Annotated in this window: 28 protein-coding genes; 8 read left to right on the top strand and 20 right to left on the bottom strand. The window is 49.5% G+C overall.

The genetic code is table 11. The features are described 5' to 3' along the window. Positions 1-97 precede the first annotated feature (97 nt). Entirely contained in the window at positions 98-1,099 is a 1,002-nt protein-coding gene (locus CA832_RS00720) for a glycoside hydrolase family 113 (RefSeq protein WP_088339645.1), read from the top strand. Positions 1,100-1,153: 54 nt separating this feature from the next. Next, the gene (locus tag CA832_RS00715) at positions 1,154-2,185 is read left to right on the top strand and encodes an N-acetylmuramoyl-L-alanine amidase family protein (RefSeq protein WP_088339644.1); all 1,032 of its coding nucleotides are present in this window, start codon (positions 1,154-1,156) and stop codon (positions 2,183-2,185) included. On the opposite strand, the gene CA832_RS00710 is transcribed toward CA832_RS00715, so the two are convergent. From CA832_RS00710 to CA832_RS15095, 7 genes are all read right to left on the bottom strand, one after another. Next, the gene (locus CA832_RS00710; protein ID WP_088339643.1) at positions 2,182-2,874 is read right to left on the bottom strand and encodes a TIGR04283 family arsenosugar biosynthesis glycosyltransferase; all 693 of its coding nucleotides are present in this window, start codon (positions 2,872-2,874) and stop codon (positions 2,182-2,184) included. The two genes, CA832_RS00715 and CA832_RS00710, sit on opposite strands and share 4 nt — an antisense overlap. Continuing rightward, positions 2,871-3,629 carry a DUF547 domain-containing protein gene (locus tag CA832_RS00705; RefSeq protein ID WP_158211860.1) on the bottom strand — a complete coding sequence of 253 codons (759 nt, stop codon included), beginning with the start codon at positions 3,627-3,629 and terminating at the stop codon, positions 2,871-2,873. The genes CA832_RS00710 and CA832_RS00705 overlap by 4 nt, the downstream gene beginning before the upstream one ends. Positions 3,630-3,634: 5 nt before the next feature. After that, positions 3,635-4,600 carry an arsenosugar biosynthesis arsenite methyltransferase ArsM gene (gene arsM, locus CA832_RS00700; RefSeq protein WP_088339641.1) on the bottom strand — a complete coding sequence of 322 codons (966 nt, stop codon included), beginning with the start codon at positions 4,598-4,600 and terminating at the stop codon, positions 3,635-3,637. A gap of 67 nt (positions 4,601-4,667) precedes the next feature. Continuing rightward, entirely contained in the window at positions 4,668-5,483 is an 816-nt protein-coding gene (locus CA832_RS00695) for a purine-nucleoside phosphorylase (protein ID WP_088339640.1), read from the bottom strand. Then, the gene (locus tag CA832_RS00690; RefSeq protein ID WP_317042251.1) at positions 5,476-6,150 is read right to left on the bottom strand and encodes a TIGR04282 family arsenosugar biosynthesis glycosyltransferase; all 675 of its coding nucleotides are present in this window, start codon (positions 6,148-6,150) and stop codon (positions 5,476-5,478) included. The genes CA832_RS00695 and CA832_RS00690 overlap by 8 nt, the downstream gene beginning before the upstream one ends. A 79-nt stretch (positions 6,151-6,229) precedes the next feature. Further along, positions 6,230-6,361, bottom strand: a complete 132-nt coding sequence (locus CA832_RS15245; RefSeq protein WP_262502070.1) for a hypothetical protein — start codon at positions 6,359-6,361, stop codon at positions 6,230-6,232. A 69-nt stretch (positions 6,362-6,430) separates the two neighbouring features. Next, positions 6,431-6,601: a DUF6747 family protein gene (locus tag CA832_RS15095; protein WP_198944427.1), complete on the bottom strand. Its 171-nt coding sequence runs from the start codon at positions 6,599-6,601 to the stop codon at positions 6,431-6,433. 739 nt (positions 6,602-7,340) lie between these two features. Here CA832_RS15095 and CA832_RS00680 point away from each other — a divergent pair. Together CA832_RS00680 and CA832_RS00675 are read left to right on the top strand one after the other, a co-directional pair. Then, positions 7,341-8,189: a UDP-2,3-diacylglucosamine diphosphatase gene (locus CA832_RS00680; RefSeq protein WP_088339637.1), complete on the top strand. Its 849-nt coding sequence runs from the start codon at positions 7,341-7,343 to the stop codon at positions 8,187-8,189. 1 nt (position 8,190) lies between these two features. Next, positions 8,191-9,192, top strand: coding sequence for a glycosyltransferase family protein (locus CA832_RS00675; protein WP_088339636.1), 1,002 nt, complete (start codon positions 8,191-8,193; stop codon positions 9,190-9,192). Between the two features lie 55 nt (positions 9,193-9,247). Here the strand turns inward: CA832_RS00675 and CA832_RS00670 are convergent, their stop codons facing one another. The 4 genes from CA832_RS00670 to CA832_RS00660 all read right to left on the bottom strand — a co-directional run bounded on the left by CA832_RS00670 (position 9,248) and on the right by CA832_RS00660 (position 12,691). Next, a complete protein-coding gene (locus CA832_RS00670; RefSeq protein WP_233131675.1) occupies positions 9,248-10,522 on the bottom strand; it encodes an ADP-ribosylglycohydrolase family protein in 1,275 nt (424 codons plus the stop codon). Positions 10,523-10,544: 22 nt separating this feature from the next. Beyond that, entirely contained in the window at positions 10,545-11,522 is a 978-nt protein-coding gene (locus CA832_RS00665) for a phosphotransferase (protein WP_088339634.1), read from the bottom strand. A 157-nt stretch (positions 11,523-11,679) separates the two neighbouring features. Beyond that, on the bottom strand, positions 11,680-11,850 hold the full coding sequence (locus CA832_RS15090; RefSeq protein ID WP_198944426.1) for a DUF6747 family protein: 171 nt from the start codon (positions 11,848-11,850) through the stop codon (positions 11,680-11,682). 109 nt (positions 11,851-11,959) lie between these two features. Continuing rightward, entirely contained in the window at positions 11,960-12,691 is a 732-nt protein-coding gene (locus CA832_RS00660) for a glutamine amidotransferase (protein WP_088339633.1), read from the bottom strand. Between the two features lie 174 nt (positions 12,692-12,865). Here CA832_RS00660 and CA832_RS00655 point away from each other — a divergent pair, with 174 nt between their 5' ends. Beyond that, positions 12,866-15,109: a glycoside hydrolase family 3 C-terminal domain-containing protein gene (locus CA832_RS00655; RefSeq protein ID WP_088339632.1), complete on the top strand. Its 2,244-nt coding sequence runs from the start codon at positions 12,866-12,868 to the stop codon at positions 15,107-15,109. Positions 15,110-15,188: 79 nt separating this feature from the next. Here the strand turns inward: CA832_RS00655 and aqpZ are convergent, their stop codons facing one another. The 4 genes from aqpZ to CA832_RS00635 all read right to left on the bottom strand — a co-directional run bounded on the left by aqpZ (position 15,189) and on the right by CA832_RS00635 (position 18,377). After that, positions 15,189-15,872: an aquaporin Z gene (aqpZ, locus tag CA832_RS00650; protein WP_088339631.1), complete on the bottom strand. Its 684-nt coding sequence runs from the start codon at positions 15,870-15,872 to the stop codon at positions 15,189-15,191. Between the two features lie 442 nt (positions 15,873-16,314). Next, a complete protein-coding gene (locus CA832_RS00645) occupies positions 16,315-16,680 on the bottom strand; it encodes an HIT family protein (RefSeq protein WP_088339630.1) in 366 nt (121 codons plus the stop codon). Then, positions 16,677-17,681 (bottom strand): HNH endonuclease, encoded by a 1,005-nt coding sequence (locus CA832_RS00640; protein WP_088339629.1) that lies wholly within the window; start codon positions 17,679-17,681, stop codon positions 16,677-16,679. The genes CA832_RS00645 and CA832_RS00640 overlap by 4 nt, the downstream gene beginning before the upstream one ends. Before the next feature lie 81 nt (positions 17,682-17,762). Beyond that, the gene (locus CA832_RS00635) at positions 17,763-18,377 is read right to left on the bottom strand and encodes a hypothetical protein (protein WP_088339628.1); all 615 of its coding nucleotides are present in this window, start codon (positions 18,375-18,377) and stop codon (positions 17,763-17,765) included. Between the two features lie 337 nt (positions 18,378-18,714). Here CA832_RS00635 and CA832_RS00630 point away from each other — a divergent pair, with 337 nt between their 5' ends. After that, on the top strand, positions 18,715-19,035 hold the full coding sequence (locus tag CA832_RS00630; RefSeq protein ID WP_088339627.1) for a hypothetical protein: 321 nt from the start codon (positions 18,715-18,717) through the stop codon (positions 19,033-19,035). Between the two features lie 144 nt (positions 19,036-19,179). On the opposite strand, the gene CA832_RS00625 is transcribed toward CA832_RS00630, so the two are convergent. Further along, a protein-coding gene (locus tag CA832_RS00625) for an IS3 family transposase (protein ID WP_088339626.1) occupies positions 19,180-20,297 on the bottom strand; the annotation gives its coding sequence in 2 pieces (ribosomal slippage) (positions 19,180-20,045 and positions 20,045-20,297; 1,119 coding nt in all). Between the two features lie 105 nt (positions 20,298-20,402). Between CA832_RS00625 and CA832_RS00620 the strand changes: the two genes are divergently transcribed. After that, positions 20,403-20,717 (top strand): hypothetical protein, encoded by a 315-nt coding sequence (locus CA832_RS00620; RefSeq protein ID WP_143542316.1) that lies wholly within the window; start codon positions 20,403-20,405, stop codon positions 20,715-20,717. Between the two features lie 18 nt (positions 20,718-20,735). On the opposite strand, the gene CA832_RS00615 is transcribed toward CA832_RS00620, so the two are convergent. Together CA832_RS00615 and CA832_RS00610 are read right to left on the bottom strand one after the other, a co-directional pair. After that, the gene (locus CA832_RS00615) at positions 20,736-21,359 is read right to left on the bottom strand and encodes a hypothetical protein (protein WP_088339624.1); all 624 of its coding nucleotides are present in this window, start codon (positions 21,357-21,359) and stop codon (positions 20,736-20,738) included. Positions 21,360-21,503: 144 nt separating this feature from the next. Next, positions 21,504-22,163: a hypothetical protein gene (locus CA832_RS00610; RefSeq protein WP_088339623.1), complete on the bottom strand. Its 660-nt coding sequence runs from the start codon at positions 22,161-22,163 to the stop codon at positions 21,504-21,506. Between the two features lie 163 nt (positions 22,164-22,326). On the opposite strand from CA832_RS00610, the gene CA832_RS00605 reads away from it, so the two are divergent. Then, the gene (locus CA832_RS00605; RefSeq protein WP_088339622.1) at positions 22,327-22,611 is read left to right on the top strand and encodes a hypothetical protein; all 285 of its coding nucleotides are present in this window, start codon (positions 22,327-22,329) and stop codon (positions 22,609-22,611) included. 189 nt (positions 22,612-22,800) lie between these two features. On the opposite strand, the gene CA832_RS00600 is transcribed toward CA832_RS00605, so the two are convergent. Continuing rightward, the gene (locus tag CA832_RS00600) at positions 22,801-23,298 is read right to left on the bottom strand and encodes a hypothetical protein (protein ID WP_088339621.1); all 498 of its coding nucleotides are present in this window, start codon (positions 23,296-23,298) and stop codon (positions 22,801-22,803) included. Then, positions 23,295-24,002: a DUF3800 domain-containing protein gene (locus CA832_RS00595; protein WP_088339620.1), complete on the bottom strand. Its 708-nt coding sequence runs from the start codon at positions 24,000-24,002 to the stop codon at positions 23,295-23,297. Before CA832_RS00595 ends, CA832_RS00600 begins: the two co-directional genes overlap by 4 nt. Positions 24,003-24,096: the final 94 nt, after the last annotated feature.

Genomic DNA, 24,096 nt, shown 5'->3' with positions numbered 1-24,096 from the left:
AGTGTTTTAGCCTCAGTCGGAGGGAAGTTAGGAACTTAACAATTATTCTGAAACGGGAGTGAATTAAATCTTTACCTTTAGCGCTAAGAGCCCGTTTATGAGAAGGTTGGGGATACTGTTGCTGCTGCTGCTTGCAGGGTGCGCCGCCCAGCGCGCACCCAAGATCAATGGGGTGAGTTTTGTGGGTTCCCGAGAAGCTGCCAGCCAGGCCCATGTGGATGCTTTGCTGGAGGTCTACGCGGACCATGCCGCGGTTATGCCCTTTGGTTTTATCCGGGAAATCGGGAGCGCTGAAATTATTTATGATACGGACCGCCAGTGGTTCGGGGAAACCCGTCAGGGGGCCAGGCAGTACATAGAAACCTTACAAGGCAACGGGATATCGGTTATGCTCAAGCCGCAATTGTGGATTTGGAGGGGCCTCTTTACCGGGGAAATGGAAATGGACTCGGAAGCGGGCTGGCAAGCCCTGGAAGACTCTTACCGGGCTTTTATCCTGAATTATGCAGACCTGGCGGAGGAGACGGGAGTGGCACTGTTTTGTGTGGGTACTGAACTCGAGAAATTCGTCACGGCACGCCCCCAATTCTGGAAAGCTCTTATTGCGGAAGTCCGCCAGCATTACAGCGGTAAGCTTACCTATGCCGCCAACTGGGACGAATACGGGCGGACCCCGTTTTGGGAAGACCTGGACTTTATTGGTATCGATGCGTACTTCCCGCTTTCTGAGAGCCGGGACCCTTCCGTGGAGGAATTACGCACGGGCTGGAAGCGGTGGAAAGAAGAGATCCGGGCCCTGTCGGAAGGCACTGCCCGCCCGGTAATCTTTACCGAATACGGGTACCGGTCCATGGACTTCACCGCCAAGAAACCCTGGTTGGTAGATCGGAACCAGGAACGGGTAAACCTGCAGGCCCAGGCCAATGCCAAGACAGCCCTTTTTGAGGAATTCTGGGCAGAACCCTGGTTTGCCGGGGGCTTTGTCTGGAAATGGTTTATCCACCACCCGGTTTCCGGAGGGGCCATGGACAACCGGTTTACCCCCCAGAACAAACCGGCCCAACAGGTAATCCGCACCTACTACCAGCGCTTCCAATAGGGGGTATTTGCAATTCGGCCGCATTTTTGATAATCTTTGTAAAACCCTTTGCCCATGCCGCGCGGCCTGTTACGCCTTTTTACTGCTATGATCCTGGTACAGACTTTCCCTGTGTGTGCCCAGGATTCCCTACAGCAGGTGGTTGCGGCCCCCGGGGATGGGATTTATTCCCTCCTTCGGCGCCACGGGGCCGACCTTTCCCGTATGGACGACTTCAGAAAACTCAACGGGCCCCGACTCGGGGAGGGCGACCAGCTTATTGCAGGAAGTACCTATGTCCTGCCCAGCCCGGTACCGGGAGATTCCCTCCCCGAAACCAAAACAGGCCCGGAGGCAACCGCCACCGAAACCCTTTATGAACTTTTCGGACCCGACTATGCCCGGGTGCCCGAGCGCAGCAAGCGCCTTGAGGGAGCTGTTTATTACCTGATTTCCGGACATGGCGGGCCGGACCCCGGTGCGGTTACCCGATACGGAAAGGGACGGATTAGCGAGGATGAATACGCCTACGATATTACCCTGAGACTGGCCCATTACCTCATTTCCCATGGGGCCCTGGTCTATGTCATTATCCGGGACCCGGACGACGGCATCCGGGACCAGCGCATACTGGAGATGGACAGGGATGAAGTCACCTACCCGGACCTGGAGATCCCCCTGGGCCAGAAGGAGCGGCTGGAACAGCGGGTAGAAGCCGTAAACAAGCTGTACCGGCAGCACAGGGGACGCTACCAGCGACTGGTGGTTACTCATGTGGACAGCCGCAGCAAAGGGCAGAACATCGATGTGTTCTTTTACCACCACGAGAAGAGCAAAAGCGGCCGCAGGCTTGCAGAGCATATCCACGCCACATTCCGGGAAAACTATGCCCGGTTCCAGCCGGGGCGCACCTATACCGGCACCTTCGAGGACCGCAGCAGCCTGTACGTGGTCAAAAATACCCTCCCGGCCACCGCCTTTATCGAGGTAGGCAACATTAGCAACACCCGCGACCAAAGGCGTATCCTAGAGCCCGACAACCGCCAGGCCCTGGCCAAGTGGATTGGGGAAGGGTTAATGCTCGACTTTGAGTCCCGGGAAGATTAGGTTCCAATGAATTTGCGGTAATACCGGTAGAGGGCTTCAGGCGGGGCCCCCAGCCATCGTTTCAGGTGGATAACCGTATAGTGGAATTGCAGGGTCAGTACCCCGTGGTCCGCGTACCTGCGGGCCGAGGTTTTTACCACTGCGGGCAGGACGGTAAAAGCGAACCGGTCGTAAATGCGGCCTGTAAATTCGTTGTCTTCATAGATGATAAAGCGCTCGTTGAACCCCCCGAGTGCTTCAAACCAGGCTTTGCGGATAAAAAGGGATTGGTCACCCCCGCGGCAAAGGGGCCAGTTCAGGCGGGTAAACCAGGCAAAGGCCCTGAGGACGAGGTTCGGGCTGTCGAATGCCAGGCGAAAGCAGCCGGCCCCCTTGCCGCGGTCGTGGGCCTTGAGGATCATCTTGTCGAAGCCCTGTGGTGGCCGGGAATCCGCATGCAGGAAATAGAGCACTTCCCCCCGCGCCTCCAGGGCCCCGGCGTTCATCTGACGGGCCCTTCCCGGGGCAGATGACAGGAATGAGGCGCCATGGCAGCGCGCTACTTCTGCCCCACCGTCGGTACTGCCCCCATCGCAAACCAGGACTTCAAACCAGGAAGGGTCATCTGCTGCCGCGTTCAGGTAGGGGAGCAGCGCTTCCAGGTTGGCCCTTTCGTTCAGGACCGGGATGATTATACTGATGCGGGTCATCGCTGGCTGTTCAGGGACCAGTCATAGGGCAGGAATTCGGGTCTGGCACCTTCCGGGAGGGGTTCTTCCAGGTAGGTGTTCAGGAAGGCTTCCAGGCTTCTCCCGGTTGTCTTGAAATCCCCCCCGTACCATTTGAAAATCCGGGAAAGGGCGTAGTCCCCCTTCCCGATCCGGTTGCGCAGGGGGTCATTGATAAAAGCCCGGGCGGCCTCATCCAGCTGGCGCTCTGCCTCGGCTTCTGTGAAGGCTTCGGGAAGGAGTTTCGGGCAGGAAAAGGAAGCGCAATTCACGGTAAAATGAATGCGGGGCTCATCCATTTTCCGCAGGATTCCGTGTTCCACGTCGTCCAGGGAAACCCTTTTATCTCCTATCTGTAGGTCCTTCCTCCCCCAGGGGTTTCGGATGTCCTTAATGCTTTTTACCGGGTAGTGTTCCAGGATGAGGTTTACCGTCCCGGCGTTGTAGAGGTTGATGTAGTAGGCCAGGCGCGCCTCGCGGCTCCAGTGCTCCCCGGGAATATGCTGTGAGAGCATCTCCAGGTAGTCCCTGAGGACGTCCCGGTCCCGGAGCATCCCCTGGTAATCCACCATCCCGTCTTCGGACACGTGGGCTTTCAAAAGGGCGTCCCAGGTTTCATGGGTAGGGGCACTCTGGGCGGGGTCCGGATCCGGCAAACGCACCCCCGGGTGCCAGTTGCAGAACTGCAGGAAGCCCAACAGGCAGAAAAAACGGGCGAAGCGAAGCACAGCTACCATAGGGGTTAACAACATCCACCGCCGTTATAATGCCAGGTGCTCTCACTAATGTAGATTTCAGCACCCAGGGACGCCAGAGCAGCAGCGGTTTTGTCGCAAACGGCCAGGGGCTGGTTCTGCAATAGCACGTGGCCCTTGCCGTCGTCCAGATATTCCTCCTTCCCGTAGTATAGGGCCGATTTTCCGGTAAAGATACAGGGCCCGTCTTCTGGCATGGGATCTTTGATGGCGGCGATTTCGATAGATTCGATAGGGATGAGCTGATCCACAGGGTAGTGGTTGGGGCTCAATACGCGGTAGAGCCTTCTGGCCCGTACCTCGATAGTCCCAAACCCGGCGTCAGTGAGGATCCGGATATAGTCACGCACGGGGATGCTGCCGCTAATGCAGGCTGCCCTGAGCCTGTCGTCATTCCGGAGCTCCGGGCCAAGGGGTACCTCGCAGACCGGGTCACTCATCACCAACCTTCCTTGAGGTTTGAGTACGCGGTACATCTCCGAGATGGCCTTCCTCAGATCCTGCTCCTTGAAGATATTGAAGAGGCAGTTCTGGGCAGCCACATCCACACTTTGGTCGGCTACCGGGAGGTCCAGGGCGTCGCCTTTTACCAGTTCTACATATTCGGAGCGGAACCAGTCGTTTTCGGCTTCGGCCTGGCGGAAATTATCCCGGCAGGCGGCGAGCATTTCATCCACCACATCCACGCCTATCACCCCGGCCTTTTGCCTGGAGAAATAGGAGAACTGCAACAGCTCCATCCCGCCTCCTACGCCCACATAGAGGATCCTGGGGTTGCCCACTAAATCCTGGGCGGAAACCGTACTGCCGCAGCCGTAATTCATCTCCTGCATGATACGGGGAATAGACAGTCCGGGGAATTGCCAAACGGGGTTGGTGGTGCAGCACAGGCCCACATCCGGGGTCAGGGCTGCATCGCGATAAAGGTCATTGGTGGCCTTCAGGTAGCTCATACGGGGGTAGCATTAGGATTATCACTTAGGTTAGTAGGGTTGGAAAACGGGAACTTACAGCCCGCCGTCAGAATGTTTCAATCAGTTTTTTAAAGAGGGTGACCAGTTTGGGTTCGGCCTTGCCAGCCACTTCCAGGATCTCGGCCACATTGACCGGCTCCAGGTGGTCCGGGTCGCATTCGTCCGTGAGGACCGATACGGCTGCCACGGGCAGTTTCAGGTGGTTGGCCACGATGACTTCCGGTACGGTGCTCATGCCTACGGCGTCGGCACCCATCCGGCCCAGCATCCGGTATTCGGCCCGCGTTTCCAGCTGGGGCCCCACCACTGCGGCATACACCCCTTTATGCAGGACAATCCCCTCAGCCTTAGCAATAGCTTCGAGCCCCGAGGACATTTCCGGGTTATAGGGGCAGCTCATATCGACAAAACGCTCCCCGAATTCCGAGACCGTCTTAAAGGCCAGCGGAGACCCGCCCTGCAGGTTCAGGTGGTCCTCAACCAGCATTAAATCTCCCTTCCGGTACCCGAGGTTTATGGCCCCGGCTGCATTGGAAATAAGCAGGCGCTTAATCCCCAGCAGGTGCATGACCCGGATGGGATAGGTGATGTCCGTAAAGGCGTACCCCTCATAGAGGTGGAAGCGCCCCTGCATGACCACCACCCTGCGGCCGCCGATTTCGCCATAGATAAGTTTCCCGCTGTGGAATTCCACGGTGGCAAGCGGGAAAAACGGGATGTTGTGGTAGTGCACTACCCTGGGGTTTTGGATTTCCTCCACCATCCGCCCCAGGCCGGAGCCCAGGACGATCCCTACCTCGGGGGCGTCAAACCCCTTGTCTTTTAAAAACTGAACGGAGGTTTCCAGCTGTTTTTTAGTCATGGTGCAAGTCTTTTAGGAATGGTTCAAAGTCCGGGTGGCCGGCAATATCTTCGTAGTAGTCGATGTCGTTTCGTACAGGGAGGGCAGCCACCGCCCGGCCCTTCAGGGAATTCAGGGTGTCTGAGAGCACCGAGGAAGTCCCCCATTTTTTTGCAGTAAAGAGGCCCGGAAACATCCGGGTGAGGCCCAACAGGTAATACCCCCCGTCCTGGGCAGGGCCCACCACGGCTTCATGGGATTCCAGTAACCGGAAGGCTTCTTCCAGGTCCCGGGTCCGCAGGTCGTAAAGGTCGCTTCCGATGAGGCATACGCGTTGGTAGCCTTCTGAGAAAGCCGCTTCAAAGGCCTTTTGCATCCGGGCACCCAGGTCTTCCCCGTGCTGGAGGCAATGGGTAAAATGCGAAACGTCCCAATGGGACCCATCGCCCAGGGAATCCGAAAAGTAAACATAGCGGTCGGTGCCTTCCAGGGCTTCTGCAACCCCTTCAGTATGGCGCAATAAAAAGCGGTAAACCTCCAAAGCCCGGCTATCGCCAAGGGTTGCGGCGAGCCGGGTTTTGCAGGATCCCAAAACGGGGTTTCGGGTAAATATCAATAATGCCTGTCTGGAATTTCGGGTCAAGTAACGGCGCTTTGCGGTTTTGCCGGAAGGGCCTCCGGCACCCACAAAGATAGTGTTTGGCAGGGAACTCCCGCCCTAACCCCAAAGGGTTTTATACCACGCCACCACGCGCCCTGCAGGTGCCCTATGCGGGCATCCAGCGATAGGCGTATAACATCAGTGCCAGGATATACATCCAGAAGAGGAATGCTGTGCGGAACCGGTGGACGAACCGTCCTATCCGGGTAATAACCGCGGTGTTTTCCATTGTTTTCATAAGTGCTGTTTCTCGGAGAAGAGTAAATCGGGTATTCGTGTTCTGCTGTCTGTTTTGGGAACCTTTGGCTTAATCGAAAGGAAATCCGGTAGAGATGCGGAAGACGAATGCGTAAAGCACTACCAGGAACATAGCAAAGCTGAACCAGGCAAAGGCGCGGAAATAATTCCGGACAATTAGGTTGCCGAGGTTTTTAAAAGCATCCAGGTAAATTTCTTTAACGAGTAAAAGTGTTTTCATACTTGGGGAATTTTGCGTTTGACTTGCTGTTGGGACAAATCTGCAGCGCTTCTGTAAAATCCGCCTCCGGATTGGATTTTCGCACCCTTTTTCTCGGTAAACGGCCTCTCGTTTTCCCTTTAGCCGATTTTTCAGACATCCCGTCGGGTGAAGGAAATTCCTACAAGGCTCAAAGAGCCGTGGGAATAATCGATAAACGACACTGTGAAGTGCCGTATAAGGAGCAGGGGGCAACCACCGGAAAAAAATGAAGGCCGGTACTCTTGGGGCGTACCGGCCTTACAACCAAACTAACTCAATTCTGGCTTAGCAATGAATGAGATTCAAAGATGTGGTTTATTTCACCGACCGGCGTTAGGGCAGCATTAAGAAAGGGTTGCTTTTTTGAAAAATGTGCAGGTTGCCAATAGGGGGGGTGTGGAAGTGGGGTGGGTGCTGGCGGGTTGCAGGGTGGGGAGGTAGATTTATGGGTGGGAGGGAGGGGGATTTCCTTTTTCGCCACATGGGGAGATTGCTTTACTGCCTAACACTGGTTTAATGCTAAAACAACGGTTCTATAAAGCACAGATGATATTCCGGTAAAAGAAAAGTCCCAATATTGAAATTAAATTCTTTTCACCGAGAACCCTGTCCTGTTGAATCGCCATTTTCCTCCCGGCACTAGCGAGATACCAGCGCTGCTCCCACCAGTCGCTATGACCCCACTTCTCGGCAGCAGGAACTTTAATCCGACACTCATATGAAAAAACGAGAACTGGATCTCCTGGTGCTCTCAGACGTCCATTTGGGCACATATGGATGCCATGCCAAGGAGCTAATTGCGTATCTCAAATCCATTCGTCCCCAGACCGTTATCCTGAACGGAGATATTGTGGATATATGGCAATTCTCCAAACGCTACTGGCCCGCTTCCCATATGAAGGTGGTCAAGATCTTGCTGGATTGGATTTCCAAAGGTGTCAGGGTGTACTATATAACGGGGAATCACGATGAAATGCTGAGGAAATTTACAGGTTTTGAGCTGGGGAGTTTCCGGATCGTGAATAAAGTGGTCCTGGATTTGGATGGGAAGAAGGCATGGTGTTTTCATGGTGATGTGTTCGATGTTACCATGCAGCACTCCAAATGGTTGGCAAAACTCGGAGCCATAGGCTATGATACCCTGATTCTTCTGAATCGTGTCATGAATTATTTCAGTATGAAACTTGGATACGGGAAAATTTCTATGAGCAAGAAGATTAAAAACAGTGTCAAGTCTGCCGTCAAATTCATCAACGATTTTGAGATGACGGCGGCCCAGATCGCTATAGACAACAACTATGATTTTGTGGTGTGCGGGCATATCCATCAGCCGGAAATTAAAGAAATCGCAAGTCGGGAAGGAAAGGTGGCGTACCTGAATTCCGGGGATTGGATAGAAAACCTCACCAGTCTGGAATACCACCAGGGCCAATGGCAACTTTACCGCTACGAGGAGGATGATCAGCTCCTTTTAACAGGTGAACCGGCTCCCGAAACAGAAGAATTACACAACACCCAGGTGCTCTTTGAAGCCCTGGTTCAGGAATTTCAAATCAAGCAAGGCTGACATGAAAGTGCTTTACGCTATCCAGGGAACCGGGAATGGCCATCTGAGCAGGGCCAGGGCGATAATCCCCGAGTTACTCAAGGCAGGAGTACAGCTGGACCTCCTGGTTAGTGGGGTACAGTCCGATATTCCACTACCCTATGAAGTTAAGTTCCGTTTTGGGGGGATGAGCTTTATTTTCGGCAGGCAAGGGGGGGTTGATATCTGGGAGACCTATCTGCAGATTAATGCGCTGCGAATTCAAAAGGAGGTACGTATGTTGCCCGTTCGCGATTACGATCTTGTATTGAACGATTTTGAGCCCATTTCTGCATGGGCTTGCAAATTGAGGGGAATTCCATGCATCGGGATTAGCCACCAGGCAGCCGTGCTGTCGCCCTCCGCCCCCAGACCCAATCAGGCGGACCCCTTGGGATTACTTGTACTAAAACGGTATGCCCCGGTTTCGGCCCAATATGGGTTTCATTTCCAGGCCTATGACCCCGGTATTTTCACCCCGGTAATTCGAAAGGGGGTAAGAGAAGCATCCCTTGCCGACAAGGGGCATTATACGGTTTACCTCCCGGCCTATGAGGACCAGCGGATCCTCAACGTCCTTCTACGAGTCCCCGATGTGGATTGGCAGGTGTTTTCCAAGCACGGTAAACGGCATTACGAATTTGGAAATGTCAGGGTACAACCGGTAAGCAATGAGGCTTTCCTAGCGAGTATAACCAGAGCCCGAGGCGTCCTTTGTGCTGCGGGTTTTGAAACCCCTTCAGAGGCCCTTTTTATGGGCAAGAAACTCTGTGTCATTCCCATGAAAGGACAATATGAGCAGCAGTGTAATGCCGCGGCACTTGGCCAAATGGGTGTTCCCATCCTGGAGTCCCTGCACGAAAAGACCCTACCGGCATTATGGGACTGGGTAGATTCTGATAAAAAGGTTTCCGTAAACTATCCGGATGTTGCATCGGATATTGTTTGCCAGGTACTAAATACCCATGCTCCGGTTTTGGTTTAGGTGTCAGAGGAGTACGTGAATATCTGTCTGGCGGTTGCCTTCAGGATGCTCCCGACTAATGGGCCTGTTGAGAAGAATACCCGGATATCCTTCGCGCCGCGGCCTCCAGGTCTATACCGAGTTGTTCGCGGTTGACTTTCAGGACAGTTTCCCGAGTACTTTCTGGCAGTTCCTCATATCCGAGGCTGGCCCCCAGGATCATACCGGCGACGGCCGCAACAGTGTCGTTGTCCCTTCCGTAGTTGACAATAAAGGCCATGGTCTTTTCAAAATCCCCCTGCCCGAATTCTAACCCGGCAATGAGGATTTGCCATATCTCCCCCGCATGAAAGGGGATGGCTTCCTGATCTTTTTCCAGCAGGGTGTAAATGGCCTCCTGCCGGACCCAGTCGGAGGGGCTTCCCGGGTACCCTTCCGGGATATTCCTGAGGAGGGAATCCAGGACTGGGCCTTGGAAGTTGGGCTCCATTTGCAAGGCACGGCGAACCTGGTCCCTGGCCCTCTGGGCGGTTTGCAGGGAAATCCTGCCAACCAGCCGGCTGTCCTGATAGCGAAGGGGGTCGGTAAAGACTGCTGTATTCAGGATGGAATCCATATTGCGGGTATCCACGGCTGTCCGGGTCATGGCAGCTAGCAGGGCCGAGATATCCCGTGCATACCCAATATCGAAAAGCGTATGTTCGAAGGCCAGTTCGTAAGCAGATAGGGGGTCCCGGCTGACCAGTCCGAATACCGGGGTATACAGCATCCCGGCGCAGGACATTTCGCCCCCATAGAACCGATCGCGGGCCCTGTGGTAGGGTTCAGGTCCCTGTTGGTAGGCCAGGGCTACCCGGGCCCATTCCCGAATCCAGTCTACCTGTTCCAGCGGGGCTTCCAGCAGGTCAGGGTCCAATGCGGCCTTTTCCGTATCGATCCCTCCAACAGCCTGTCCATAAAAATCCACGATATGCGAGGCAAAGGAAGCGGCAGACCAGGCCTGCTCAGCGGGTTCCAGATAGTAAGACATCAGTGCCTTCCAGCGGGTATCATCGGTGGTGGCACCTGCCCCCAGGTTATGATCCCAGGTCCCTTCCGGGGACTGGTTGCGCACCGCCGGGGTCAGGTTATTGATGTACCCGTAGGTGCGCCGTATGTCCGTACGGTGCCACATTTCGGTGGAAGCGCCCATGGCATCCCCAATGGCCGATCCCACCAGGGCACCCAGTACCTTATCGTATAAAACCTCACCCTCCGGCAACGCTGTCGCATGGCCATAGGCAGGTTTAACAGGCTGTATAAACTCTGGTGCGGAGGCTTTTTCCGGGTTGCACCCAGACAGGATTGCCAACAGAATTATAACAATAAGAGGCCTAGTTTTCATTTGATATCCAGTTACAAGCCTGTTCCAGCAGGGCCGATTTTTCATCCAAACTCCGCTCCAGGGGCAGTTGTGCCAGGCCTATAAGGCGACGCAGGATTTCGGTGCCCGCCACCTGTTGTACCAATCCACGGTCCAGAGGCAGGGAGTAGCGGTCCCAAAGAGCGGGAAGCATTTCGGCCCGGGAGGTGGCCATGTACATATGGGCTGCCATTACCCCAAGATCGAATTCCGGAAACCCCAGGAAACTGAATTCCGGGTCAATGACATAAACCTTCCCCTCACTTTCCAGCCAGCTGCCTGGATAGTAATCCCCATGCAGCAGGGTAGCCCCCCGGGACAGGTACTTTTCTCCTAAAGCGGTAATTCGACCTTTAAGAATACGGTCTGTTTTTATGGGTTTAGCAAGCGCTTCCAGCCCGGGTTGAATTTGATCCAGGGGAAACCCATTATCCTCGGCATAGGGAAGGACGAAAATATGTTGGTGGTTGAGTTGGCGCAGTTGCAGGTTTTCAGGAAAGCCTTTTACTGCACCTGTACTATGGATGCTTTCCATTACCGATACCAGGGTGGTAAGGGTATCTTCCGAAACGGTACGGCGGGTATAAAGCGTTGTCAGGTCCTCGGACTCCCCGAGGTCTTCCAAAAGCATCAGGTGGTCCTCTGCTGCGTATCCCAGGATCTCCGGCATGTGTTTACTGACGCCAGAACCAAACACAGCCTTGTAGAACTGGTATTCCACCCCGATTCTATCCAGGGGGGCAGGGATTTGCGGGTACTTCTGGACGTAGGGCCGGGATTGCTTCAGGATCAGGCTGCGCGAATCCGTATGCAGCCTCAGAACGACGTTCATATTCCCTTCCCCGGGCTTGGAGATCCGAAGCAGTCGCTCCCCGGGCCGCAGCCAGGCCTTTTGCTGCAGGTACGTTTCCAGTTTGCCGGGTTCGGTGTCCAGGGTGAATGATGTCACAGAGGTGAAAAGTCTTTCCCGGCAAGATAGCAAACAAAACCTTTCGGCGTATTGTGCGTGGTAGTGGCGTGCTGGCGCATTGCAGTCCGGGAGGTTATCTTATCCCCATGGGTGGGGGTACGCCCCACCCAGGCAGACATTCGCTCCAACCCCACCCCTAATCAAACACAAACCCCGTAGCCACGCGGAAGACAAAGGCGTACAAAACCACGGCAAACATGGCAAAGCTAAACCAGGCAAAAACCTTCAGGTAGTTCTTGATCAGGAAGTTTCCCAGGTCGCGGAAGGCTTCCATATAGATTTCCTTGATGAGTAGTGCTGTTTTCATGACGATAGTATTTTGAGGGTTTTGTCATGTAACAATCCAGGAGCAGGCCAAACGCACCGGGGTGGCCTTTTTTTCGATTAACCGAGGGAATTTGGGGGTGAAATGGGCGTTAAGCCGGTTTGTACGCCTCTACAAACCGCCTCAGGATTTCCTTAGGAACCGGGGTGTCGGTATGCCGGACAGCAGTAATCAGCGCATCCGCTTCTTCGGGCCGGAAATAACCGTAGTCTTTGTACGTATGAATGCGGAGGATGAATTCCTCTGCATCTGCCTCCGGATGAAACTGGGTCGCATATACATGCTTCCCGAGCCGGAACATCTGCACGGGGCAGGTAGGGGAGGACGCCAGCAGGACGGCCCCGCCGGGCGGCGCGTCACAGGCTTCCTTATGGCCTACCAGGGCCTCGAAACGGTTGGACAGCCCGGAAAGCAGGGGGTCCTTTTTGCCCTCTGGTGTCAGGGTTATGGCCACGCTCGAGATGGGTTCCGAATAGGTGCCCGAAATGGGAGCCCCGCAGTATTTCCCCAGCAATCCATTCCCGGAACAACACCCCAGAAACGGGAAATCCGCCGGGAGGATCCGGTCGAAAAGGGTTGTAAAAAAGGCCTCAATACGGAGCTGAACCGGGGTTTTTTCCGCTTCCGGGGTGCTTACATCGAAGGGGCTGCCCCCAGCGATGATGGCGTAATAGTCCTCCAGGTGCAGCTTGGGGATTTCCTGTTCCAGGCGGAACCGGTCTGTTTCACTGGGATTCAACCCACTCACCCGCAGGATAGCTTCAAATTCGCTATTGGCGGTGGCGTCTTCCGGGCGCATCTGCAGGATGAGGAGTTTTTTCATGGGAGCCCGCACGGATTCGGGTAGTCTCCTTAAAGGTACAGGAATCTGCGAAATCCGTGGAACCTGGCAGATGGCTCTGCACCTGATAAAAAGCAGGTTTTTCCTCCCGCTCCGGCCGTACTTTTAGCTTTTAATCCGGATAAATCCGCTGGAGGTATCCACAACATCCACAACATGAAACGGTTAGTTCCGGCCATGGCGGCATTTGCAGCCATTGCCTTTTTTGTTATTTCTTGTACTAGCGAACCTTCCCAAACCCAGGAAACGCCTATGGAGACCCAGAAATCGTACTCAGGAAAACCCATTCCAGAGCAGTTCGATGCCCAGATAGACAGCCTCATCGGGCAGATGACCCTGGAGGAAAAGGTTGGCATGCTTCACGGGACCAGCATGTTTTCCACAGACGGGGTACCCCGCCTGGGCATCCCCGAACTAAAGATGGCCGATGGCCCCCTTGGAATTCGGGAGGAAATTTCCAGGGATTCCTGGGCCCCTCTTGGGGCGGACGACGATTTTGCTACCTATTACCCGGCAGGGGCGGGCCTGTCTGCGGCCTGGAACCCGGACCTGGCCTATCTGTTCGGCCAGAGCGTGGGGGAGGAGGCCCGGGCCAGGGGCAAGGACGTCCTGCTCTCCCCGGCCATCAACATCATCCGTACCCCCTTGGGCGGCCGGACCTATGAATACTTTACCGAGGACCCCTTCCTCAATAAAAAACTGACGGTGCCCTTTATTGTCGGGTTACAGGAAAACGATGTTGCCGCCTGCGTGAAGCATTATGCGGCAAACAACCAGGAGACCAACCGCGATTTTGTGGATGTACAGATCGATGAGCGCACCCTCAGGGAAATTTACCTCCCGGCCTTTAAGGCGGCGGTAACCGACGCGAAGGCATACAGCATGATGGGGGCCTACAACAAGTTCCGGGGGGAGTTCCTCTGTGAGAATGGCTACATGCTTAATGATATCCTGCGGGGCGAGTGGGGATTTCAGGGGATTGTGATCTCCGACTGGGCCGCCGTCCACAGTACGGTTAAATCCCTGGAAAACGGGCTGGACCTGGAGATGGGTACCCCTAAGCCCTTTGACGAATTCTACCTGGCCGACCCCCTGTTGGAGGCCTTGCGCTCCGGTGCAGTCTCAGAGGCCGAGATCGATGTGCACGTGAAACGGATCCTGCGGGTACTCTTTGCCCTCAAGGCAATGGGAGGGGAGGCCCGCCCGGAAGGCAGTATCCATACCGAGGAACACTTTGGGGACGCCTATGCAATTGCCTCGGAATCCGTGGTCTTGCTTAAGAATGAGGGCGCACTGCTGCCCTTGACCGCAGATGGGATGGGTTCAATAGGCGTTATCGGTGCCAATGCCACCAAGAAGAATGCCCTCGGCGGCTTTGGTGCGGGGGTCAAAACAAAACGGGAGGTTACCCCTCTCGAGGGGTTGCAGAACCGGCTCCCGGAATATGTTGAGGTCCGGTATGCCGAAGGATACCTGGAGCGCTATGCCCCCAAAAAGGAGTCCGTTTTTGGCGAAGTGACCCAGGAGCGGGCCCTTACGATAGATGAACTGGACCCTGACCTTTTAGAAGAGGCCCTGGCGGTGGCCGCGCAAACGGAACAGGTCATTTTGTTTGCAGGGTCTAACCGGGATTATGAGACCGAGGCCTCAGACCGGGTGGACCTCAAATTGCCCTTTGGGCAGGTGGAACTCATCGAGCAGGTGCTGGAAGTAAACCCGAATACCATTGTGGTCATCATTGCGGGGGCGCCTTTCGATATAGGCTCCATCAAGGAGAAGGCCAAGGCCATTGTATGGAGCTGGTACAACGGTTCCGAAGGGGGAACTGCGCTTGCCGATGTGCTCCTGGGCCAGGTGAACCCTTCCGGGAAACTCCCGTGGACCATGCCCAAAGACCTGATGGACTCCCCGGCCCATGCCACCAATAGCTTCCCCGGAGACACCACGGTTACCTACAGTGAAGGCCTGCTGGTGGGCTACCGCTGGTTCGACACCAAGAATATCGAGCCCCTCTACCCCTTTGGATATGGTCTTTCCTATACCTCCTTCGAAATTGGGGAGGCCACACCGGAGTGGGAAATCTATGCCCCTTCCGATACGATTCGGATCCGGGCAACGGTGGCCAATACGGGAACCCGGGACGGAAAGGAAGTAGTACAGGTATATGCCACTGCCCGGGACTCCCGGGTAACCCGCCCGGCACAGGAACTCAAAGCGTTTCAGAAGGTGTTGGTGCCTGCGGGCCAGACGAAAACCATAGAAATGGCCATCCCGGTTTCGGAACTGGCTTTTTACAATGAGGAAAGCCGATCCTGGGAGGTGGAGCCCACCTGGTATGACTTTACCGTTGGGAATTCATCCCGGGATGTGCAGGTGAGGTTTTCAGTGCGTGTGGAATAGGGGAACGGAAAACTGTGAACGCCCGCCTAAAAATAAAACCCCGCCATGGTGGCGGGGTTTTTGTCTGGTGTAAATGCCTTTATTCGTCCGGAGAAATGGCCTTGTAAACCAGGCCAGCCAGAATGGCGCCAACGATGGGGGCAACCCAGAACAACCAGAGTTGTTCTGTGGCCCATCCGCCTGCAAAGAGGGCCTGGCTCGTACTCCTTGCCGGGTTTACCGAAGTATTGGTTACCGGGATGCTGATCAGGTGGATGAGCGTAAGACCCAACCCGATAGCGAGTCCGGCAAATTTTTGGGGTGCTTTGGAATGGGTAGCACCAAGGATAATGATCAGGAACATAAAAGTCATGACCACCTCGGTAACCAGGGCTGCCATCATCCCGTACCCCCCTGGGGAGTGTTCCCCGAATCCATTGGCTGCAAACCCTCCGAGTTCAAACCCCGGTTTACCGGATACAATGACATACAAAATGCCCGCTCCTGCAATGCCCCCTAGTACCTGAGCAATAATGTAGGGGATGAGGTCCTGGCGGCTAAACCTGCCTCCCATCCAAAGTCCGATACTTACTGCCGGATTCAGATGACACCCGGAAATGTGGCCTATGGCATAGGCCATGGTCACAACGGTAAGCCCAAAGGCAAGGGCAACGCCTGCAAACCCGATACCGAGTTCCGGATACCCGGCAGCAAGCACCGCGCTACCGCACCCTCCAAGTACCAGCCAGAGCGTTCCGATAAATTCTGCGATTAGTTTTTTCATAATAGTAAAGTGTTAATGGTTGATGTGTGTTAATTGCGTAATGGACTGATGTCCAGCAGCAAAATAGGAAATTATTCTATGCAATTCAGCATGATTTTTTTAGGGGCTTTTCAAGAGCTGGTAACCTGGCCGAACCAGTAATATCTGAGCTTTCTTAAAGGAACTCAGAACGCTGCTGTTGGACTCTTTTATAGATGATTTTTCGCGATTTGCAGCCTCCGGGAGATCATCCCGGTAGTGAGCTTAGCACTACTTCCGGGGTGTTCCTCTGGTCCCCTGCCTGAAACCTCGAAGGTAAGAGAGAACACATAAAGCTGTTGTCGCGAGTCTTTAGATTCGTGGAATGGCTCAAGTTAAAGGTCGGGAATAACATAGTGTTTGGCCTTAATTGTCTGTCTCAGAATGCAGGGCCTTAGCTTGTTTATCCGGTGAATACTTCTGGCTAATAATAGCCCTTCCCCTCAACGCAATGTCTTACACCCCCACGAGGATCACCCATATCTCCTTTGTATCTTGGTATTACATGACAATGGAAATGCATTACCGTTTGGCCTGCAACTTCTCCGCAATTCATTCCGATATTGTATCCGTCGGGTGAGTGTTTATCCTCAAGGATTCCTTTAGCTTTGAGAATAAGTTTTGGTAATTCTTCTTGCTCATTCTGGTTCAGCTCAAAGTAGTCCTTCTTCTCCTGTTTCGAAATTATCAGGATGTGCCCTTCGGAAACAGGGAACCTATCATAGATGGCAAAGAAAAATTCAGACTCAAACACGTAGTTGTCTGGATCTATTTCGCTGAAGACACTCATGGGTTATTCAGTTTGGTAATTAGGCGTTTAAAAAAAGGATCGGTCTCTCTATTATAACCAGGAGAGTTCTCCCAATAGTTATTTCTCAAAACAATCCTGGCATTCTCGTAATGGTGCCACATGGATTTAGCTCTTTTTGCTGGGGTACTACCCAGGGCATCTGCAATTTTTTTCTTCCAGGGGTGGTTGCTGCCCATAATATTCTCATTTCGGGCAACAAGCTTTTCAAAGTAATGTTTTCCAACCAAGGCATCATTCTTATGGAGGTTGCATATACCATGACTGAGGACCAAATTCCATATCTCGTCATGTTGAATCACCTGCCTGGGAAGCACGTGATCTACATGAATATCCGTGTCACGGATAGGCTCACCGCAGTAAAAACAAGTGTTACCTTGATAGCCTTGCAGGAAGGGTATGTTATGCGTTATGTTGGTCCTGGAGTAGCCGTTTACAAGATAAATGTCTCTGATGTCATTTGATAGCTGCCAATCTCCGTGCACTATTGTAAAAGCTCCTTCCAAAAGACTCCAGCGTGCCTCCAGCTCATCGAAAAGCTCCTGCTTGAACTCCTCATGGATTCTGAAGGTCGGATCATGCAGATATAGCTTTTTGCAATGGTCAAAATGATAGAATCTCTCGCCGACAATTTCTTTGTTTGTCCCGATAGTCTGAAAGCGTGGGATTACGTCATTGAATGCTTCCTGGCCTACTTGAATGACAGCGGTGTCGTAATTAATCTTCCCCTTCCTCAGAGAATCCACGATCCGCTCCATTTTCGTCTTTCTGGTGGGGTTATTTTGTTGGGGGAGATGGGTGCCTTTTAGTCTTTTTATGTAATTGTCAAGGTAGACTTTAGAGAGTTGGCTCCAATCGACAACATCATTACCTTCTTCAGCTAATTCTAGTAAAGTTTTACCCAGGGCAATCTTATAGGTGGCTTGATTAAGCCCATAGAGGATAATACCTTTCCAATAATCTACATCGTCAAACTTGTCCATCCCAAGTAACCGGTCTGTAATGAAGAGGGAATAATTTTTAGTAAATCAACAGACACTTTTTTAGATTCTAGCATTATGGAATCATTTTTCAAGAAGATCCATGATTCTCGGCGCGTGTTGATAACCTTCAATACTTGACTCACGCACTAAATAGCCGCTTTGTAGCCTTCCGTTTTTTAATTTCTTAACAATTTCAGGAGCGGAGTATGGGCCATACTCTTTTTGAGTTTTTGGATTTAGGCAATAAAATGTCTTTAGATAAGGTCTGGATGGATTATTCGTACTACTGGGTTTGTTTGTCAAATAGGTTCTGCGTAGATAATTATTTACATCATTAACACTATTTAAATTTCGATTTGCTCTGCTTTCATTTATGAAATAGATGTATTCATTGTCGGAACCATCAATACTAAGTAGAAGAACATTTGGGTCTAAAAACCCATGTTTAAATAACATAGGTTTGCTATTTCTTTCTATAATCAAGGAATTACTGTTAATGTATTCCCAGCCGGCATTACTAACAATTCCATTTTCGATAATTAATAATTGCGAGTTGTCGCGAAATATATAAACAGTTTTGCTTTTTTGAATTTGATTTATCAAAACCCAATTCTGATTTTTAAGGAGACTTAGATCGTCCAGTTTTTTGGAGTAGGAAGATATTTTGGGAATTATATCCGTAATGTAAGATTTCATTGAGCGTAGGCTTTTATAATATCAAACATGAAGGAGGAATAGGTGTTGATTAATATATTGGTGAAGCATGGCAACAATCTGGGTTTTCGCCAATTTACTTTTCTTGATGCTCTCAAAGTAGTTGCTTTTTAAACTGTCCGAAAAACAGGGAAGCCTTCGGATTAATTTGCTTTAACTTAAGATCGGTTTTCTTACTTTGCCTCCCCCTTATAAGGTGACCCTAACGGGAATGTTAAGATGTTTGGATTAAGTTGTTTGAAAAGTTTTCTATTGAACTAATAAATCTTTCCATAGAATGCCGGTAAATATATTGAGTTACAATTAAAATCTAATTTTCATGAAGGTAGACACATTTACAAAAATCGTATTAACTGTTATAGCAATCAACTTGTCAATATTGACACTAAAGAATATTGATTTGATACCTAAGGCCTATGCCAACGAACCGTCCAGTAATTTGAATACAATTCCAAGTAGTAGTTACGGACTAGTGCCAATAAATGAAGATGGTTCTATAACCGTTAGACTCAATTCATTTGATGAGATTGACGTCAATTTAGTTGGAATAGAAACTAAAGACGAATTACATGTAAACATTTCCGAGGTAGGTGGAAAGTGGATTAGTTTTGGCGGAAGTATACCTGTGCAAATAGATTAACATATAAAAGATTTAATATAACCAAATTGATAATGCCTATTGTAGGCAAATTATCTACAATTTTTGTCACAGTGGTATATAAAGCGATTTGTGTTTGATCCGAGATTTATGTCTTATTGTAAGTACCCCTTATTTAGCTACAGTTCAGGGTATATAAATTAGGTTATTTTCTTCTCTTTTCTTCGCATGCTTTTTTAAGAATGCCTTTGGGGTAAGATTCCCCAGGGATTCATGGGGTCTTTTCCCATTGTAATGCTCCATCCATTCTTCGGATAGAACCCTTACCTGTGAGAGGGATTCAAAAAGATAAGCGTTTAATACTTCCTGTCGATAGCTTCTATTGAAACGTTCAATCAAACTGTTCTGCACCGGCTTTCCGGGTTGGATGTATTTAATCTCAATGCCCTTTTGTTGGCACCAAATCTGGAAGTTGGCCGAAGTAAACTCCGGACCATTATCCACCCGGATAGCTTCAGGAACTCCCCGTAAGGCCACCAGTCTATCCAGTTCCCGAACCAAACGCTGAGAGCCAATCGATACGTCAATCACGTTCCAAAGGGCTTCCCGGTTGAAATCATCGAGAACATTGAGCACCCGGAAGGTCTTGCCATAGCTTAAAGAGTCCTGCATAAAGTCAATACTCCAGGTAATGTTCCTGGTGATCGGCAATGTGAGGGGTTCTTTCACGCGCTGGGGCACCCTGCGTTTGCGTTTACGGCGTACGTTAAGCCGCATCTGCTTGTAGACCCGATACACCCGTTTGTGGTTCCAGGGATGCCCTTCAGCGCAAAGCATCCGGAACATCTTTCCAAAACCGTATGTGGGGTGCTCTTGAGCCAGCCGATCCAGTGCCTGGATGATTGCCTGATCATCCCGGCTTTTGGGCCGGTAATAATACACCGAACTGCTTAAGACCAGTACCATACAGGCCACGCGCAAGCTTAATCGGTGTTCGCTTACCAGATAATCCGCTGCAGATCGCTTCTCGGCTGGCCCTAGAGCTTTTTTTCAATGAGATCTTTCAGGGCGTAATTCTGATGGGCCAGCTCGGCATACATTTGCTTGTAGCGGGAGAGTTCAGCTTCCATTTCTTTAAGCTTTTTTAGCTGTGAGGCATCCATCCCTCCGTATTTGCCCTTCCAGTTGTAAAACGTGGCCGCACTGATGCCGTGCTCCTTGCAAAGCTCCGTTACCGAAACGCCAGCCTCGTGTTGCTTTAAAATCCTGACCACCTGGGTCTCCGAAAATCGACTTCTTTTCATGTCTCTAAATCTACAGTTAATATTCTATTTTTAACCGTAGCTGTTTTTAGGGACACTTACACCTCCAGGATATTAGGTTGCGTATTGAATATTATTATGGGCAAAATGGACAAGAAACAAGAGCTTAAGATTTTAGAAGAGATAGAAACCAGCATCGAGCCTGAGTTTACTATTCTGCCTGAATATGTCGGGTTTGATGAGAATATGGTTCGAATTGCCGGCAACTTCGAATCAGGCAACGATTATACAAAGCATGAATGGGAACGGATTGTCAAATACATTGTTTTTGATGATGATAAGTGCAACAAGTTTCTAAAACCGATAATTCCTCATCTTGAAAAAAGCGGCATTACATACTTAGAATTTGGTCCCACACAGAAATATGGAATGGAAAAAAACGGGCCAAAGTTTTATTTGTGAAATGTTCTAGATTTTCTTTCAATAAAGGAAGAATATTGAGGCCAGACAGCCTTTAGGTGTTTCAGGTGAAAGACGATTTTCTATTTCCTTTATCCTGTCCGATATTGTCTTTTCTAAAGTTTTGAATTCGTTGAATGGATTTATGTATTCCAATCTAATCGGTATAAGCTCTTGTTCTTCTGTTTTCAAAAAAGATTTAGCAGTCTTAATATTCGAAAGCATAATATTTTTCTGCTCCCTTAAGAATCCGGAATGCATCGTTTTATTACGAATGTTATAATACTTTAAGTTATTCCAGTAGGCAGTAATGTTACAAAAGATCAAAGTAAGAACACCTTCAATTAATTGAGGATACTGGGTAAGTGGATGTGCTACCATGGGGAGTCCGCCTATTTGATGTTCCTTATGAATGCTTTTGGCATTCTCCCAAAGTTCAACGGCCATTCTTATGCCGTCTTTTTCCATTTGTTTTTGCTTTGATTGGAAGTCCTCAAAATTCCCCTCAATATTTTCAAGAATAAGATAGTTCTTCAATAAGTCCTGAATCTTTTGTTTTGCAATTTCGTCCAATTGAGATTGACGATCCAAAAGCGCTTTCATTCTTGTTATTTCCATTAATTGATCTTTTTCTTCCATCGACATTTATTAACCATTTTTTAGGTGTACTTGATTTTAGAGAATCAGGCCGAGTCCTCCCAATGCCGGTGCTCGATTACAAATTCTTCAAGTGGTGTTTTTCTTAGTCCTGCCATGATTGGGGGATTAATTAATGTCTGATTTGCCAGACTATTTGGTTCCTTCTAAAGCAATAATGTGTTGTCTAAAGAACTGTTCAGGGTTAGGCATTGACCTATTTGAGTTACGAGGTTCAAGGTCTGCATAAACATCAGAACCAGTAACTCGAATTTTAACCCAATCGTATGTCTTCAAAAGCTCATTGTTTTCTGAAATAATTGATTCGAAATTTGGGTTTTCGGCATCCGTCGGCTCTAAGGCTACCCATGATCCTAAAACTACATCCCCACAGTCTGTGTCCGAAATATAGGTTAGCGTAACAACAGCGTCATTTGAAAGTTTGATCTGCATTGTGCTTTGCCATTTTACCAAACACCCTAAGTCTCCAGAAACAATAAAAGGAAAAGAGATTATTCCAGTTTCAGTCATATAAGCACTGCCGCTAAGGGAAGTTAAAGGCCCCCTGGCAAAGCTATTCCATGTTTCGGTTGACGCGCTTTTTTTGCCGCTAAAGTCATCAACTTCTACTGTGGCCATTACTGTTGTTTCAATCGGCACTATTACTGAAGCAGAAGAATTGAGATTCTTCCATGTGCCATTTTCAAATATTTCCAAAGTGTCCCCGTCTATCGTAACGGCAAGTCTTTGTGAGAGGACTATTTGGTTGAGGAAAAGGGCAAAAAGAGAAAATAATAGAAATTGATTTTTCATGATAGGTTGAAATTTAGATTCGTATGATTAGCCTCAAGGATATTTCACTTTCAAAGGGAGCAAAAAGTATTAAGATGTTTTGAATACCAGTTACGGGAATCCACAAATAAATCTCAATACTGTGTTGGCGTTAAAAACGCTTTTATAGTTATCCTGAGATTGTATGAACTGCAAGAATTTTGCAGCGACCGGGAATACCTTTGACTTTATGAAACTTGAAACTTTTCTCGACCTCAACGATTCAGAGCAAACAGAGTATCTACAGAACGCCGGACGGCTAGTTCTGGACCCATGCCCGGAGAAAGCAGGGCCATTAATCTATGCGCTTGATTCTTTTTTTGTAGAACTCCGGTTCGATGCCTTGGGCAATAGCACGGGACTAACTGCCTACTGTGCTATCCCTGCAAAGTATCTCATCGGGTTACGCCTTGATAGCCTTTTGCAATAACGCCTTCTGTTATTTTGCGGTGAGGATCGTGTGAATACAATTTTTCGGAAATTAATCGCTAAATGACTGAAATCATGCTTATTAACGATTTTTTTGCAAAAAACCAAAAAAAAATACTTAATTTTGCTTCAACTCAATGACCATACCTTTAGGTTGTAAGCGTTAGAGGAGTTAAGAAGCCGTTCAGTATTACCCTGGGCGGTTTTGGTTTTTAATATACTCCTCATATTCTTTCATCAATTTCTTATGGAAGCTATTATGTCGGACATAGAAAGCAGTCCATAGTAAAATATATTCACTACGATCGTCCAAAATTACTAGGTAACTTTCTTCTTCATGATAAATGGCAATTCTATTTTTGCCATTCCTTACTTGTCTCCAAACCTTTAGACTTGGATGGTCTGCATTTTCAATAAGTACTCTAGCATAGCCAATTCTTTCGCATCTGCGTAAATCTGGAATTCTTTGATCCTCTTGATCCCCTTCGTGGGTAATATGATAGAATGTATATTCCCTATCTTGAAAGTATGGATGACATTTTAACCTAAGTCTTACACCTTGAAATAAAGGACGATTTACGACGAAGTCCCTTCTAAACACCTCATATACGGCAGCTATATAGGCCTCGTAATTACCTGAATAGTCGTTGAGATAAATTAATTCTGGTAATCCAAGCTCGCTCATCATTCAATAATTCTTGGTTGCCAAACAAACAAGTTGAATTTATTCTCCTTGTATAAAGTTGAATGGTTTAAAGCGTATCCAGAACGTCTTTTTATTCTTTCAATAAGGACTTCCTTTCCTTTATTTCCACTTAGGCCACGGTGTAAATATGAAATTGCACCGGTAAGTAAATCAGCTATTTGTAAAGTGCCAACCTCATGGCTATGGACTTGCTGAACTTTCCTTATTATCTTCTTATTGAAGTCATAATGATTGTTTCTCAGGACTTCTAGGAGCTTATTTACTTTATCCTGGCTTCGAGTATCTTTTATGTCTATATATATATTGAAAGCGTATTCAGGGTTAAGAATTACCTTGATTAGGTCGAAATACATTTTATAATAGAAGGTGTCATGATCTTGATCAAATTTTTTATGGTCAAGAGCTGATTTGTCCGGTATGACTAATGCCCTAAAATGCATGTCATCGTCATCAAAGAAATAGTTGACTAAATCCAAATAAAGGTCAACATAACTTCTAGAGACTTTATTCCATTTTATTTCAAAGTCATTCCCAAATCCATGGTCTGCCTTTATTTCTCGAATTCTCTCAAAGATTTCCTTTCGCTTTTCATCGGGGCACCATAAAGCGCCTAACACCATTACGTTAATGCCGTCATTTTCCAAATGACAACTTTCATCACAATACAAATTATAAACATTACTCACTATTTGAAATCTAATTTTGAGGTTGAAATTATTGGATTTAAAATTAGTCAGTTAGAATCAATTTTTAAGGATTTTATAAGTGAATACGAAATCA

It is taken from the genome of Robiginitalea sediminis, from assembly GCF_002198115.1.
GTDB classification, from domain to species: Bacteria; Bacteroidota; Bacteroidia; order Flavobacteriales; family Flavobacteriaceae; genus Robiginitalea; species Robiginitalea sediminis.
The sequence above is the reverse complement of the archived record's forward strand: the minus strand, read 5'-3'. Positions and strand labels throughout refer to the sequence as shown.